Source organism: Massilia sp. Masssp93, assembly GCF_059491295.1.
This window is the reverse complement of record NZ_CP168502.1, coordinates 1,918,607-1,931,858: the sequence shown is the minus strand read 5'-3', so window position 1 is coordinate 1,931,858 and position 13,252 is coordinate 1,918,607. Positions and strand designations below refer to the sequence as shown.

At 69.1% G+C, this 13,252-nt stretch carries 12 protein-coding genes; 10 read left to right on the top strand and 2 right to left on the bottom strand.

The features are described from left to right. Positions 1 to 162: 162 nt before the first annotated feature. Both ACEN9Q_RS08115 and ACEN9Q_RS08110 read left to right on the top strand, forming a co-directional pair. On the top strand, positions 163 to 1,044 hold the full coding sequence (locus ACEN9Q_RS08115; RefSeq protein WP_056442347.1) for a PEP-CTERM sorting domain-containing protein: 882 nt from the start codon (positions 163 to 165) through the stop codon (positions 1,042 to 1,044). Positions 1,045 to 1,181: 137 nt separating this feature from the next. Continuing rightward, positions 1,182 to 2,135 carry an IS1595 family transposase gene (locus ACEN9Q_RS08110; RefSeq protein ID WP_495627981.1) on the top strand — a complete coding sequence of 318 codons (954 nt, stop codon included), beginning with the start codon at positions 1,182 to 1,184 and terminating at the stop codon, positions 2,133 to 2,135. A gap of 53 nt (positions 2,136 to 2,188) precedes the next feature. Here ACEN9Q_RS08110 and ACEN9Q_RS08105 read toward each other — a convergent pair whose 3' ends face one another. Beyond that, positions 2,189 to 3,067, bottom strand: coding sequence for a hypothetical protein (locus ACEN9Q_RS08105; protein WP_495627980.1), 879 nt, complete (start codon positions 3,065 to 3,067; stop codon positions 2,189 to 2,191). Positions 3,068 to 3,115: 48 nt separating this feature from the next. Then, the gene (locus ACEN9Q_RS08100) at positions 3,116 to 3,607 is read right to left on the bottom strand and encodes a hypothetical protein (protein WP_229412707.1); all 492 of its coding nucleotides are present in this window, start codon (positions 3,605 to 3,607) and stop codon (positions 3,116 to 3,118) included. A 212-nt stretch (positions 3,608 to 3,819) separates the two neighbouring features. Here ACEN9Q_RS08100 and ACEN9Q_RS08095 point away from each other — a divergent pair, with 212 nt between their 5' ends. Genes ACEN9Q_RS08095 through ACEN9Q_RS08060 form a run of 8 tightly spaced genes read left to right on the top strand, consistent with a single transcriptional unit; the run spans position 3,820 to position 13,251 of the window. Then, on the top strand, positions 3,820 to 4,824 hold the full coding sequence (locus ACEN9Q_RS08095) for an SDR family oxidoreductase (RefSeq protein WP_495627979.1): 1,005 nt from the start codon (positions 3,820 to 3,822) through the stop codon (positions 4,822 to 4,824). Positions 4,825 to 4,849: 25 nt separating this feature from the next. Beyond that, positions 4,850 to 6,883, top strand: a complete 2,034-nt coding sequence (locus tag ACEN9Q_RS08090; RefSeq protein ID WP_495627978.1) for a thiamine pyrophosphate-requiring protein — start codon at positions 4,850 to 4,852, stop codon at positions 6,881 to 6,883. Beyond that, a complete protein-coding gene (locus tag ACEN9Q_RS08085; RefSeq protein ID WP_495627977.1) occupies positions 6,862 to 7,806 on the top strand; it encodes a hypothetical protein in 945 nt (314 codons plus the stop codon). Before ACEN9Q_RS08090 ends, ACEN9Q_RS08085 begins: the two co-directional genes overlap by 22 nt. 10 nt (positions 7,807 to 7,816) lie before the next feature. Then, positions 7,817 to 8,419 (top strand): gluconate 2-dehydrogenase subunit 3 family protein, encoded by a 603-nt coding sequence (locus ACEN9Q_RS08080; protein WP_495627976.1) that lies wholly within the window; start codon positions 7,817 to 7,819, stop codon positions 8,417 to 8,419. Beyond that, positions 8,416 to 10,053 (top strand): GMC family oxidoreductase, encoded by a 1,638-nt coding sequence (locus ACEN9Q_RS08075; RefSeq protein ID WP_495627975.1) that lies wholly within the window; start codon positions 8,416 to 8,418, stop codon positions 10,051 to 10,053. The genes ACEN9Q_RS08080 and ACEN9Q_RS08075 overlap by 4 nt, the downstream gene beginning before the upstream one ends. Positions 10,054 to 10,065: 12 nt before the next feature. Continuing rightward, positions 10,066 to 11,223 (top strand): alpha-hydroxy acid oxidase, encoded by a 1,158-nt coding sequence (locus ACEN9Q_RS08070; RefSeq protein ID WP_056442369.1) that lies wholly within the window; start codon positions 10,066 to 10,068, stop codon positions 11,221 to 11,223. Then, a complete protein-coding gene (locus ACEN9Q_RS08065; RefSeq protein ID WP_495627974.1) occupies positions 11,223 to 12,398 on the top strand; it encodes a family 1 glycosylhydrolase in 1,176 nt (391 codons plus the stop codon). The genes ACEN9Q_RS08070 and ACEN9Q_RS08065 overlap by 1 nt, the downstream gene beginning before the upstream one ends. A gap of 55 nt (positions 12,399 to 12,453) precedes the next feature. Beyond that, positions 12,454 to 13,251 carry a YdcF family protein gene (locus ACEN9Q_RS08060; protein ID WP_495627973.1) on the top strand — a complete coding sequence of 266 codons (798 nt, stop codon included), beginning with the start codon at positions 12,454 to 12,456 and terminating at the stop codon, positions 13,249 to 13,251. Position 13,252: the final 1 nt, after the last annotated feature.

Below are 13,252 nucleotides of genomic sequence, written 5' to 3'. Positions count from 1 at the left end.
CGGCGGCAAGCGGGAATTTTTCGAAGGTTGCTTCGCAAGTCATTGATTTAAAAAGGTTGGGGAAACACTGGCACGTGACTTGCACACGTTTGGTGACGTGCTTGCAGACAAGCGCTGGACTATCCCCCCGATACCTTAACCAGCAGATGACTTGGAGCTAACATGATCAAATCGTTCCGCAAACTGATTCCGGTTGCCGCCGCCCTCGGCTTCGCTTTCGCCGCTTCGTCGGCACAGGCGTTCACGCTGAAGGATGGCACCAACGTCCTGGCATCGGACTCTACTACCCTGGACTGGAACACCACCGGTAGCGGCGTCGCCAAAGGCGTCGGCCCGTTCGGTGCCCCCCTGACCGTCGGCCAGAGCTTCCAGTTCCTGTACCAGTCGAACCTGGCCAGTGTCGACGGCGACACGACGTCCCTGTTCAACGGTCTGGACTTCAACGCCAACGGTGCCAAAGGCTCCGGCAAGACGTTCGAATTCACGATCGTCGCCAAGCTGAACGAGAAAGTGACGAGCCTGACCGGCTCGACCGCCACGTTCGGCCTCGACCCCACCTCGACCGACAACAAGGTCGCGATCTACTACGACACGGCCGCCAATGCCTCGACCACCGGCGGCACCGGTTTCGACGACGGCCAGCTGATCGCCCTGCTCACCATCGTTCCCGGCAACACCCAGTCGACCTTCACCATCGCCGGTGCGGGCGGCCAGGGCTCGACCAAGATCACCGCATTGAAAGCCGAGGCCGGTGACTTCATCGACCCGAACTATCTGGAGGGCGTGTCGGCAATGCTGTTCGGCGTGAACTTCGAGTCGAACCTGAACTACCCGGCCGGCAACTCGGACACCGCCAACTTCCACATGGGCGGCAGCGCCATGTTCCCGGACTATATCGCCGGCTCCAATGACATCGTGTTCAAGGTCGATGGCTCGAACACGTTCACGAACGCGGTGCCGGAACCGGGCACGATGATGCTGCTGGGCATGGGTATGCTGGGTCTGGTCGGCGCACAGCGTCGTCGCCGTACGCCGAAGGCCTGATCCGGTTGCCAGGCCGGCCTCATGAAAAACCGCGGTTTCGACCGCGGTTTTTTTTGGCTGTGTTCGCGTTAGGTATGTGAACTGATTCCGGTTGCAGAGGTCATACGCATCGTCGAGTTAACTCATGAGGAGTGACGATGCGCGGCCTACCCTTCGACGAAGTGCTCAGCCTGTTGTCGGCGGCGCAGCTCTCGGCTGCCGACCTGGTCCGGCTGCGCGAATGGATCGCTGGTCTGTCGCATCCGGCGGAATGTATCGCCCTGATCGAACAGGCCGCCAGAGGCCGGCCGTGTCCGCGCTGCGGCTGTGGTCGCGTACACCGCTGCGGCCAGGCGAGCGGCTTGCAACGTTTTCGTTGCCTCGGGTGCGGACGCAGCTACAACGCACTGACCGGCACGCCGCTCGCTCGTCTTCGCAAGAAAGAGTGCTGGCTACCGTTCCTGCAATCCATCCTCGACTCGCGCACGGTGCGCGACGCCGCGCGTGTGACCGGCGTGCACCGGACGACCAGTTTCAGGTGGCGCCACCGGTTCGTGCCCGGTGCGATGCGCGACCGTCCGGCAATGTTGACGGCCATCGTCGAGGCGGACGAGACCTATCGCCTCGAATCGCAGAAGGGGTCGCGCAACCTGACGCGACGGCCGAGAAAGCGCGGCGGCGTGGCCACGCGGCGCGGGATCAATCGCGAATACGACTGCCTGCTCATCGCGCGCGACCGTACTGAGCAGACGCTGGACTTTCACACGGGCCGGGGACAGGTGACGGCTGCGCAATTGCATGCGTGCCTCAAGCCGGTCTTGCCTGCCGACGTGTTGCTGATCAGCGACGGGGCTGCGGCGTATCGTCGTTTCGCCGTGCAAGCGGGCATCACGCACGAAGCGGTGAACGTGAAGGCCGGCGTGCGGGCGCGCGGCGCGATCCACATCCAGAACGTGAATAGCTGGCACAGCCGCTTCAAGAGCTGGCTGGTGCGGTTCCGCGGCGTCGCGAGCCGCTACCTCATCAATTATTCGGGCTGGCAACGGCTGCTGGATGCGCGGCAGCTGACCACGCCGGCGCATTTGCTGTGCGCTGCGGCCCGGCTCGGCTAGGGCGGCTGCGCTCGGTTACCTACGTAACGCGAACACAGCCTTTTTTACGTCCCTCAATGGCCGGCCGGACAATCCTGGTGCGACAGCAACGATCCCGCCCGCAGCGCCGCCGCGAAATCGGCACCCGTCACCTCGTCGCCGAAGCGCGCGCGCAACTGCTCCTCGGTCAGCACCACGTGCCGGGCCGCGGCCGCCGCGATCGCATACGCCATCGTCATGCGCGGATCGCGCGGCACCAGCTGGCCGAGGTCGTACGCATTCGCCAGCAGCGACAGCGCGAAATGGTCGCATTGCGCGCCGGCCTCCTGCAGATAGCCCAGCGCCTGCCGCTTCCAGGCCTGGACCTGCGGGTCGTCGGCCTGGGCGTCGAGGTCGGCCGGCCGGCCCATCGGGCCTTCCATGAAAAAGTCGATGCGGGCGTCGCGGTTGCCCGCGTCCGCCGCGCGCACGAGAAACGCCATGCGCTCCTGCAGCTGCACGGCCGAGACGCCCGCGCACAGGGCTTGCACGCGGCGGCGCTCCGCTTCGGCCTGGACGCGTTCCGCGGCCACCGCGAATTCCGGCAGCGGGTCCGCGTTTGCTGCGCACACCGATGCGGCCTGGTAGATGTCGTAGGCGGCGCGCGTGTCGCCCGTACGCGCGGCGGCGTTGCGGCGGGCGATGTACGTGGCGACGTCCTCGCCGTGCAAGTCGACGACGCGGCCATTGCGGCCGTACAGCGGGGAACGCGGCGCCGCGACGAAGTCCGCCCGTGCCGGCGTGGACGCCGGCGGCGGCGCGAACCACTGCCGCGCGGCTGCGCCGGCCTGGCGCTGCGGCGCCGGTGCGGGCGACGGCGGCACGTCCGGCCCGCGCAGGCCGAGCGCGCCCAGCAGGGCCGCGATCAGGGCCACGGCGGCACAACCGGTCAAGAGCATGCGTGAGGACGTCATCGGCACGATCGTAGCGTGGACGCCGCGCGAACGGCGCCCTGTTTCACGTCAGTTCCACAAATAGCAATAGGCCTGGCTGCGCTCCAGGTTGGTGCCGATCGTGCCGCTGGTCGAGATCTGCTTCACCCAGCCGTTCGGCGCCGTCGTCTTCGGCACGTCGCCGCAGTTACTGTGCACCCAGTGGATGCCCGTGCCGTCCGAATACTTCTCGCCGCACACTTCGACGCGCGTGCCGGACTTCAGGGCCGCGAGCGAGGCCGGGATGGACGTCGAATTCTGCACGTAGTCCACCGCGTAGACGTTGTCCATGGCGACCTGGTACGACCTGCCGTCCTGGTCGGCCTTCATGTAGATGATCGTGTGCGACAGCTTGATGCCGTCGATGGTCTGGCTGGCGGACTGGAACTTGGGGCCGCTCGTGACGGTGCCGGTCAGGAAGGCCCCCTTGTTGGTCGTGCAGGTGCTCTGCTCGGAAGCATAGGCACAGGCGCCCTGGGACAACAGCAGCAACGATACGAGCGACAACAGCGTTTTTTTCATTTTCCGTTTCCTCAGTGTTCGTTATGTGAACCCGCCGGCGGCAGGCCAGGGAATGGATCGTATCCCGCTCGACAGTATCGCAGCCGATTGTTACAAAAAAATTATCGGATTCGTGCATTTGTTCAAGAACTTTTTCACAAACATAACGTGGCGAGGCTCAGCGACACTTGGTGCTAAGCTGGCCCTGCATCGCAACATCGGAGGACCCAGCCATGTCGGAAGCACGCCACGAAGTCGTCGTGATCACGGGAGCCAGCGCAGGGATCGGCCGCGCGGCGGTCCAGCAATTCGCCCGGCGCGGCGCACGCATCGCGCTCGTCGCGCGCGACCCCGACCGCCTGGAGGCCGCGCGCGCCGAGGCCGAGCGCCTGGGCTCGCCGCAGGCCATCGCCATCTCCGCAGACACGGCCGACTACGCGCAAGTCGACGCCGCCGCCGAGCGCGTGGAAAACGAACTGGGCCCCATCGACATCTGGGTCAACAACGCGATGGCGACCGTGTTCGCGCCGTTCGCCGACATCGCGCCGGAAGACTTCCGCCGCGTCACCGACGTCACGTACCACGGCTTCGTGTGGGGCACGATGGCGGCGCTGAAACGCATGCGTCCGCGCAACCGCGGCACCATCGTGCAGGTCAGCTCGGCGCTCGCCTACCGCTCGATTCCCCTGCAATCGCCGTATTGCGGGGCCAAGCACGCGATCAAGGGTTTCACGCAATCCGTGCGCACGGAGCTGGAACACGACCACAGCGACGTCCACGTGGCCATCGTCGACATGCCCGGCGTGAACACCCCGCAATTCGAATGGTGCAAGACGACGCTGACGCACCATCCCAAGCCGATCGGCACGTATTACCAGCCGGAGGTCGCCGGCCGCGCCATCTGGTGGGCGGCGCACGCGCGCCGGGCCGAGATCTGCGTCGGCTACCCCACGCTGGCGACCATGCTGGCCGAGAAATTCGTGCCGCGCCTGCTCGACCGCTACCTGGCGCGCAAGGGCGTCGCGGGCCAGCAGCGCGCCGACACGATCCCGGCCGACCGCCCGAACAACCTGTGGCGGCCCGTGCCCGGTCCGTATGGCGCGCACGGCACGTTCGACGCCGGCGCCAGCACCCGGAGCGTGCAACTGTGGGCCACCACGCACCGCGGCTGGCTGCTGGCCGGCGTGGGCGCGGCAGCGGGCGTCGCGCTCGGCCTGCGCCAGCTGCGCCGCCACTGACCAACCATCGAAACGAGGACATGACATGAGCAAAACAGTTGGCGACTTCTTCGTCGAACGCCTGTACGAATGGGGCGTGCGCACGATCTTCGGCTATCCGGGCGACGGCATCAACGGCGTGCTGGGCGCGCTCGACCGCTTTGGCGGCAAGATCCGCTTCATCCAGGTGCGCCACGAGGAAATGGGGGCCTTCATGGCCTCCGCGCACGCCAAGTTCACGGGCGAACCGGGGGTCTGCCTGTCGACGGGCGGCCCCGGCGCGGCCCACATGGTGACGGGCCTGTACGACGCCAAGATGGACCACGTGCCCGTGCTGGCGATCACCGGCCAGGCGCCGACGACGTCGCGCGGCGCCCACTACCAGCAGGAACTGAACCTCGAGCGCCTGTTCCAGGACGTGGCCGACTACGTCTACGAGGCGAGCCAGCCGTCCCAGGTGCGCCACCTGCTAGACCGCGCCATGCGCACGGCGCTGGGCCGCAACGGCGTGAGCGTGCTCGTGCTCCCGAACGACGTCCAGGACAAACCATACGAAGAGCCGGCCCGCAAGCACGGCAACGTCTTTTCCGGCATCGGCTACACCAAGCCGCGCGTCGTGCCGTACGAAGTCGACCTGCAGCGCGCGGCCGACGTGCTGAACGCGGGCAGCAAGGTTGCGATCCTCGTCGGCGCCGGCGCCCTGCGCGCCACGGACGAAGTCATCGCCGTGGCAGAACGCCTCAAGGCCGGCGCCGCGAAGGCGCTGCTGGGCAAGGCCGCCCTGCCCGATCACCTGCCGTGGGTGACGGGCACGATCGGCATCCTCGGCACGAAGGCCAGCTGGGAATTGATGAGCGATTGCGACACCCTGCTGCTGATCGGCACGGGCTTCCCGTACGCCGAATTCCTGCCCAAGGAAGGCAAGGCGCGCGCGGTGCAGATCGACATCGACCCGTCGATGCTGAGCATCCGCTTCCCGGCCGAGGTCAACCTGCACGGCGACAGCGCCGAGACGCTGCGCCTGCTGCTGCCGCTGTTGAAGGACAAGACGGAGACGAGCTGGCGCGAAAAAGTCGAGAAATCGGTGCGCGACTCGTACAAGCTGCTGGAAGAACGGGCGCTGGCATCCGCCAACCCGATCAATCCGCAGCGCGTGTGCTACGAACTGTCGCCGCTGCTCGCGCGCGACGCCATCGTCACGAGCGATTCCGGCTCCTGCGCCAACTGGTATGCGCGCGACCTCAAGGTGCAGCGCGGGCAGATGTATTCGCTGTCCGGCGGGCTCGCGTCGATGGGCGCGGCCGTGCCGTACGCCATCGCCGCCAAGTTCGCCCACCCGGACCGGCCCGTGATCGCCCTCGTCGGCGACGGCGCCATGCAGATGAATAATATGGCGGAACTGATCACCGTATCGAAATACTGGAAGCAGTGGAAGGACCCGCGCTGGATCGTGTGCGTGTTCAACAACGAAGACCTGAACCAGGTGACGTGGGAACAGCGCGTCATGGAAGGCAACCCCAAGTTCGAGGCGACACAAAAAATCCCCGATGTCCCTTATCACCGCTTCGGCGAACTGATCGGACTGAAAGGCATCTTCTGCAACGATCCCGACAAGGTGGGCGAAGCGTGGCGCGAGGCGCTGGCGTCCGACCGGCCCGTCGTCCTCGAATTCAAGACCGACCCCGAAGTGCCGCCGCTGCCGTCGCACATCACGCTCGACGAAGCCAGGCACTTCATGACCACCATCGGCAAGGGCGATCCGAGCGAAGGCTCGATGCTGGCCGGCGTCGCGCGCCAGGTGCTCAGCTCGATCCTGCCCGGGGACAAAGCGTCACCGCGGCGGCGCCCGCGGACGCGCGCCCGCGGGCGCGCGGGCTCGGCGCCGCCACCCTCGGCCTGGCGCTGGGCGCGTTGCTGCTGGGGCGGGCGGCGTCCGGCCGCAGGCTGCCCGCGCCCGTGCCGGCGCGATTGCCATCACCAGTGCCGCGCGATGCGGCCGGCGCCGACATCGCCGCCGACCCCGCACCGCAAGCCCGCCGGCTGTACCAGGCTGCCGCGATGCTGGCCGCATCGGTGCTGAGCGACAGCGCGATGGAACACTACCGCGGCGACTTCGAGAACCCCGGCATGTTCGCACCGCTCGCCAGCGCGGCCGTCGTGCTGGCCTGCGCGCTGCGCGGGGCGGGAACGTCCGGGCCACGCATGGCCGGGCCACGAGCGGCCGAGTCGCGAACGAACAGGTTGCGCTCGGCCGGGACACGAGCGACTGGGCCGCGCTCGACCGGACCACAAACGACCGGGTCACAAACGACCGGGCCACGAACGACCGGGTTGCGCCCGCCCGGGTCGCGCCCGCCCGGCCTGATGGCCACCGTTCCTTATGCCACGGCCTGCGCCGTCGGCGCTGCCGGCTTCGGCTTCCACGCCTACAACGTGTTGCGCCGGCCCGGCGGCCTGTCGTGGGCCAACCTGTTCTATGCGGCGCCGCTCGGCGCGCCGGCCGCCCGCGCGCTGGCCGGCGTGATCGGCCTGGCCGCCCGTCCCGTCGCCGCGGGCGCGCCGACGCTCGCCGGCCTGCCCAGCGGACGCGCCCTGTGCGGCCTCGCCGCGTTCGGCCTGGCCGGCACGAGCGCGGAAGCGGCGCTGCTGCACTTCCGCGGCGCCTTCCAGCATCCCGCCATGTGGGTGCCCGTCAGCGTGCCGCCCGTGACGGCCGTCATGCTGGCCGGCGCCGCGCTGCCCGGCGCCCGGGGCCCGCGCCGGCTGACGAACGCGCTGCTGACCGCGTGCACGTGGCTGGGCGTGCTGGGGATGGGCTTCCACGCGCGCGGCGTCGCGCGCCAGATGGGCGGCTGGCGCAACTGGAGCCAGAACCTGCTGGCCGGTCCGCCGCTGCCGGCGCCGCCCAGCTTCAGCGCGCTGGCGCTGGCCGGCCGTGCGGCGCTGGCACTGCGCGCGGCGCAGGAAGGCTCGTCGCGGGGCCGCATGCAGGGGGCCGCATGAGGGAGACCACATGACCGAGCCACCGCGCTTCCCCGGCTACGACGTGCTGGCCAAATGGGACAGCCCCTCGTTCGACGACGTCACCCGCGGCGTCCTCGCGCACCGGCTGGACGCCGTCCCGCCGCGGCGCTGGCTGACGGCCGACGAATGGGACCTGCTGGACGCGATCAACGCGCGCCTGCTGCCCCAGCCCGAGCGCGAGCAGCCGATTCCGATCACGCCCTGGATCGACGCCATGCTCCATGACGACCGCGGCGAAGGCTACCGCCATCCGGACATGCCGCCGCTGCGCGCCGCCTGGCGCCAGGGCCTGGCCGCCGTCGACGACGAGGCGCGCCGCCTGCACGACCTCCCGTTCGCCCGGCTGGACGCGGCCGCGCAGGACGCCGTGCTGCAGGCGCTGGCCGACGGCCGCGCCGCATCGCCCCGCTGGCACGGGCTGGACGCGCAGCGCTTCTTCATCCACCACCTGCTCAAGACGGCGGCCGGCTTCTATTATGCGCATCCGCTCGCGTGGAACGAGATCGGCTTCGGCGGCCCCGCGAGCCCGCGCGGCTATGTGCGGCTCGGGTTCGACAGCCGCGACCCGTGGGAAGCGAAGGAGGCGCCATGAGCGCAAGCCACGCGCCGCGCACGGGCGCCGGCCGCGCCCCCGACGTGTTCGAGCGCGGCGGCTGGGTGAGCATGCGCGAATACGCCGACGACGAGCCGGTCGATTTCGCCATCGTCGGCGCGGGCGCCGGCGGCGCCCCGCTCGCGTGCAAGCTGGCGGAGGCCGGCTTTTCCGTCGTCGTGCTGGAAGCCGGGCCGTTCTGGCGTCCGCTGGAAGACTTCGCGTCGGACGAACAAGCCCAGCAGCAGCTGTACTGGACCGAGGAACGGATTTCGGACGGCGCGGACGCGCTGGCCCTCGGCGGCAACAATTCCGGCTGGGGCGTGGGCGGGTCGACCGTCCACTTCAGCATGATCTCGCTGCGCTTCCGGCCCGAGTGGTTCCAGGCGCGCAGCCGGCTGGGCTACGGCGTCGACTGGCCCATCACCTACGCCGAACTGGCGCCCTACTACGAGGAGGCGGAGCGGGCGCTGGCCGTGGCCGGACCGGTGCGCTATCCGTGGGGTCCGCCGCGCGGGCGCTACCCGTATCGCGAACACGAGATGAACGCGGCCGGCCTCGTGCTGGCGCGCGGCGCCGAGAACATGGGCATACCCTGGGCCGCCGTGCCGCTGGCGACCGTGTCCGCGCCGCGCGGCAAGTCGCCGCCGTGCGTGTACCGGGGCTTCTGCAATTTCGGCTGCGCGACGAATGCCAAGCAGAGCGCGCTGATCGTGTGGATTCCGCGCGCGCTGGCCGCGGGCGCCGAAGTGCGCGACCTCGCCATGGCCGGCCGCATCGAGACCGGCCCGGACGGCCGCGCCCAAGGCGTGCACTATCGCCGCAACGGGCAATGGCGCTTCCAGCGCGCGCGCAACGTCGTCGTGTCCGGGTACGCGATCGAGACGCCGCGCCTGCTGCTCAATTCCGCCAGCGACCGGTTCCCGCACGGCCTCGGCAACGGCTCGGGCCTCGTCGGCACGCATCTGACGACGCACGCCGGCCCGGGCATGTGGGCGCGCTTCGACGAGGAGATCCGCTGGTACAAGGGCCCGCCCAATATGGCCGTGTGCGAGCACTGGAATTACACGGACGCCGGCAAGGACTTCCACGGCGGCTACGCCTTCATGAGCCAGGGTCCGCTGCCGCGCGCGTGGGCGCAGGTGCTCGTCACCGAGCGGCACCTGTGGGGCGCGGCGCTGCGGCGCGAGATGCAGGACTATAACCACATGGCCGGCCTGGTCGCCGTCGCCGAGACGGAGCCGCGCGCATGCAACCGCGTGGCGCTGTCCGACGTGCGCGACCGCCACGGCCTGCCCGTCGCCCACGTCACGTTCGAATATTCCGACAACGACCGCCGCATGCAGGACCACGCGCGCCGCTTCATGGGCACGATGCTGGAAGCGGCGGGCGGCCGCGGCGTGTGGACGAGCGACGACACGAGCCACATCCTGGGCACGTGCCGCATGGGCGGCGACCGGGACACGAGCGTCGTGAACGCGGACGGCCGCAGCTGGGACGTGCCCAATCTGTGGATCTGCGACGGCTCGCTGTTCCCGACGGCGGGCGGCGTCAATCCGTCGCTGACGATCCAGGCCCTCGCCTGCCGCATGGGCGCGCGCATCCGCGACCTCGCGGCGCGCGGTGAATTGTAAAAGGAACGCAGCATGAGCAAGGTAGCCAGCATCTTCGACCTCGAATGCCTCGCGCGGGAACGCCTGCCCGGCGTCGTGTTCGACTACATCCACGGCGGCAGCGAACAGCAGCTGACCGTCCAGCGCAACCTCGACGACATGCGGGCCCTGGCCCTGCGCCAGCACAGCCTGCGCGACGTCTCGCACCGCGACATGGCCGTCACGATGGTGGGCGACCGGGCCCGCATCCCGCTGGCCCTCGGCCCGACGGGCCTCGCCGGCCTCACGTGGGCCAACGGCGAATGCGAGGCGGCGCGCGCGGCCGTGGAATTCGGCGTGCCGTTCTGCCTGTCGACGTGCTCCATCAATTCCATCGAGGACGTGGCCGAGGCGATCCAGGCGCCGTTCTGGTTCCAGCTGTACCTCATGAAGGACCACAAGGTCAACGAAAGCCTGATGCGGCGCGCCCACGACGCCGACTGCTCGGCGCTGGTGCTGACGATCGACCTGCACACGCAGGGCAAGCGCTGGGCCGACGAAAAGCACGGCCTCGCCGTGCCGCCGCGCCTGACGCCGTCGAACATCATGCAGATGGTCGGGCACCCGCGCTGGCTCGCGAACATGGCGGGCAGCAAGCGCCACACGTTCGGCAATTTCGAGCACGAGATCAAGGAAGCCGGCTCCATCGGCTCGCTGTCGAAGTGGATCGAGGAACAGTTCGACGCCTCGTTCGACGTGAACACGGCGCGCTGGGTGCGCGACAAGTGGCAGCGCAAGCTGATTTTGAAGGGCGTGATGAACCCGGACGACGCGCGCACCGCCATCGACATCGGCGCCGACGCCATCATCGTCTCGAACCACGGCGGGCGCCAGCTGGACGGCGCGCCGTCGTCGATCTCGGTGCTGCCGGAAATCGTCGACGCCGTGGGCGACCGCATCGAAGTGCTGTTCGACGGCGGCATCCGCACCGGCGGCGACATCGTCAAGGCGATCGGCCTCGGCGCCCACGCCTGCCTGTCCGGCCGCGCGTGGCTGTACGGCCTCGCGGCGCGCGGGCGCGAAGGCGTCACGTGCGCCCTCACGCTGCTGGAACAGGAACTGCAGGACTGCATGCTGCTGACGGGCCTCGACAACCTGCACAAGATCGATCCGGGCGTCGTCACCGCGCAGCCGCCTCTCGGGAGGCGCTGATGCTGCCTTTCATGTTCGCCACCGGGATCGAGAGCAGTTCGCCGACCATCGGCGATGGGCGCATCCGCCGCGACCAGATGGAGGAATGCGGCCATTACCGCCAGTGGAAGAAGGACCTCGAACTCGTCGCGCAGCTGGGCATCCGCACCCTGCGCTACGGCGTGCCGCTGCACCGGACGTGGCTGGCGCCGGATCGCTACGACTGGGAATTCGCCGACCAGGCCTTCGGCGAAATACGCCGCCTCGGCATCGCCCCGATCGCGGACCTGTGCCATTTCGGCGTGCCGGACTGGATCGGCAATTTCCAGAATCCCGATTTCCCCACGCTGTTCCAGGGCTACGCCAGGGCGTTCGCGACGCGCTACCCGTGGATCGGCCTGTACACCCCCGTCAACGAAATGTACGTGTGCGCCAAGTTCTCCGCCTTGTTCGGCTGGTGGAACGAGCAGGCGCGCGACCAGCGTTCGTACGTGACGGCGCTGAAGCACCTGGCCAAGGCCAATGTGCTGGCGATGCACGAGATCGTCAAGCTGCGCCCCGACGCCGTGTTCGTGCAAAGCGAGTCGAGCGAATACTTCCATGCGGGCCTGCCCGACGCCGTCGAGGAAGCCGAACGGCGCAACCAGCTGCGCTTCCTGTCGCTCGACTTCAACTACGGCCGCCCCCTCGACCCGCTGCAGCGCGACTTCGTGCTGGCCAACGGCATGACGCCGGACGAATGCCGCTTCTTCGAGGAGCACGCGCTGTGCGGCCACTGCGTCCTCGGCAGCGACTACTACATGACGAACGAACACGAGATCGATCCCGACGGCGCGACGCACGACGCCGGCGAAACGCTGGGCTACGCGATGATCGCGCGCGAGTACGCCGAACGCTACGGCCTGCCGATGATGCACACGGAAACGAACGTCGACCAGGGCAGCCATGGCGATGAAGCGGTCGACTGGCTGCGCTGCCAGTGGGCCCACGTGCGCAGCCTGATGCGCAGCGGCGTGACGGTCGTCGGCTTCACGTGGTTTTCGCTGACCGACCAGATCGACTGGAACATCGAGTTGCGCGAGGCGCGCGGCGTCGTCAACCCGCGCGGGCTGTACGACCTGCAGCGCCGCATCCGGCCCGTCGGCACGGCGTACCGGGACCTGATCGCGGCGTGGGAGGGGCGGATCGGGACTTGACGCCACGCCGCGCCTGCGGTCTACTTTGGCCGCCCGCACCCCGACCGCCTCCACGATGCTGAAACCCGTCCTCGACCTGCTCAACCAGATTCCGCGCGACCTGATCCTCCCGCCCGCGAGCCTGTTCCTCGTCATCGCCATCGGCCTGGCGCTCTGGCGCCGGCGGCCGCGCGCCGGGCGCATCGTGGCCGGCACCGGGCTCGCGCTGCTGGCATTCCTGTCGACGACGGGCGGCGCGCGGCTCCTCGTCGCGCCGCTCGAGAACATGACGGCCCCCTTGCGCGCCCCCGAACGCGCCGACGCGCAGGCGATCGTCGTGCTGGCGGCCGGACGGGTCCGGCGTGCGCCCGAATACGACGACCGCGACATCCCCGACTACGTCGCGCTGGCGCGCCTGCGCTACGCCGCGCACCTGCAGCGGAAAACCGGGCTGCCCGTCCTCGTCAGCGGCGGCGACGGCGCCGGCGATCCAGGCCTGGGCAGCCCGGGCTGGTCGGAGGCCGACGGGATGGCCGCCGCGCTGCGCGAGGACTTCGGCGTGCCGGTGAGATGGCTGGAAAGCCGCTCGCGCGACACGGCGGGCAATGCCACGCTCAGTGCCGCCATCCTGCGCGCGGACGGCGTCCGCCGCATCCTGCTCGTGACCGACGCCATGCACATGCCGCGCGCCCACGCCGTGTTCGAGCGGGCCGGGATGGACGTCGTCGCGGCGCCCACGATGTTCTTCGGCCGCCAGCCGCTGTCGGTCCACGCGTGGATCCCGAGCGCCGAAGGCATGCGCCGCTCGTGGTATGCGTCCTATGAACTGATCGGCATGGTCTGGTACCGCCTGCGCGCGGCCGCCGGACGTTGAT

Excerpts from the sequence above, each read along its gene's own strand:
- ACEN9Q_RS08090 (WP_495627978.1), top strand. The coding sequence starts at position 4,850 with ATGAGCAAAACAGTTGGCGACTTCTTCGTCGAACGCCTGTACGAATGG.
- ACEN9Q_RS08080 (WP_495627976.1), top strand. The coding sequence starts at position 7,817 with ATGACCGAGCCACCGCGCTTCCCCGGCTACGACGTGCTGGCCAAATGG.
- ACEN9Q_RS08095 (WP_495627979.1), top strand. The coding sequence starts at position 3,820 with ATGTCGGAAGCACGCCACGAAGTCGTCGTGATCACGGGAGCCAGCGCA.
- ACEN9Q_RS08110 (WP_495627981.1), top strand. The coding sequence starts at position 1,182 with ATGCGCGGCCTACCCTTCGACGAAGTGCTCAGCCTGTTGTCGGCGGCG.
- ACEN9Q_RS08070 (WP_056442369.1), top strand. The coding sequence starts at position 10,066 with ATGAGCAAGGTAGCCAGCATCTTCGACCTCGAATGCCTCGCGCGGGAA.
- ACEN9Q_RS08085 (WP_495627977.1), top strand. The coding sequence starts at position 6,862 with ATGCTGGCCGCATCGGTGCTGAGCGACAGCGCGATGGAACACTACCGC.
- ACEN9Q_RS08100 (WP_229412707.1), bottom strand. The coding sequence starts at position 3,607 with ATGAAAAAAACGCTGTTGTCGCTCGTATCGTTGCTGCTGTTGTCCCAG.
- ACEN9Q_RS08115 (WP_056442347.1), top strand. The coding sequence starts at position 163 with ATGATCAAATCGTTCCGCAAACTGATTCCGGTTGCCGCCGCCCTCGGC.
- ACEN9Q_RS08060 (WP_495627973.1), top strand. The coding sequence starts at position 12,454 with ATGCTGAAACCCGTCCTCGACCTGCTCAACCAGATTCCGCGCGACCTG.
- ACEN9Q_RS08065 (WP_495627974.1), top strand. The coding sequence starts at position 11,223 with ATGCTGCCTTTCATGTTCGCCACCGGGATCGAGAGCAGTTCGCCGACC.
- ACEN9Q_RS08105 (WP_495627980.1), bottom strand. The coding sequence starts at position 3,067 with ATGACGTCCTCACGCATGCTCTTGACCGGTTGTGCCGCCGTGGCCCTG.
- ACEN9Q_RS08075 (WP_495627975.1), top strand. The coding sequence starts at position 8,416 with ATGAGCGCAAGCCACGCGCCGCGCACGGGCGCCGGCCGCGCCCCCGAC.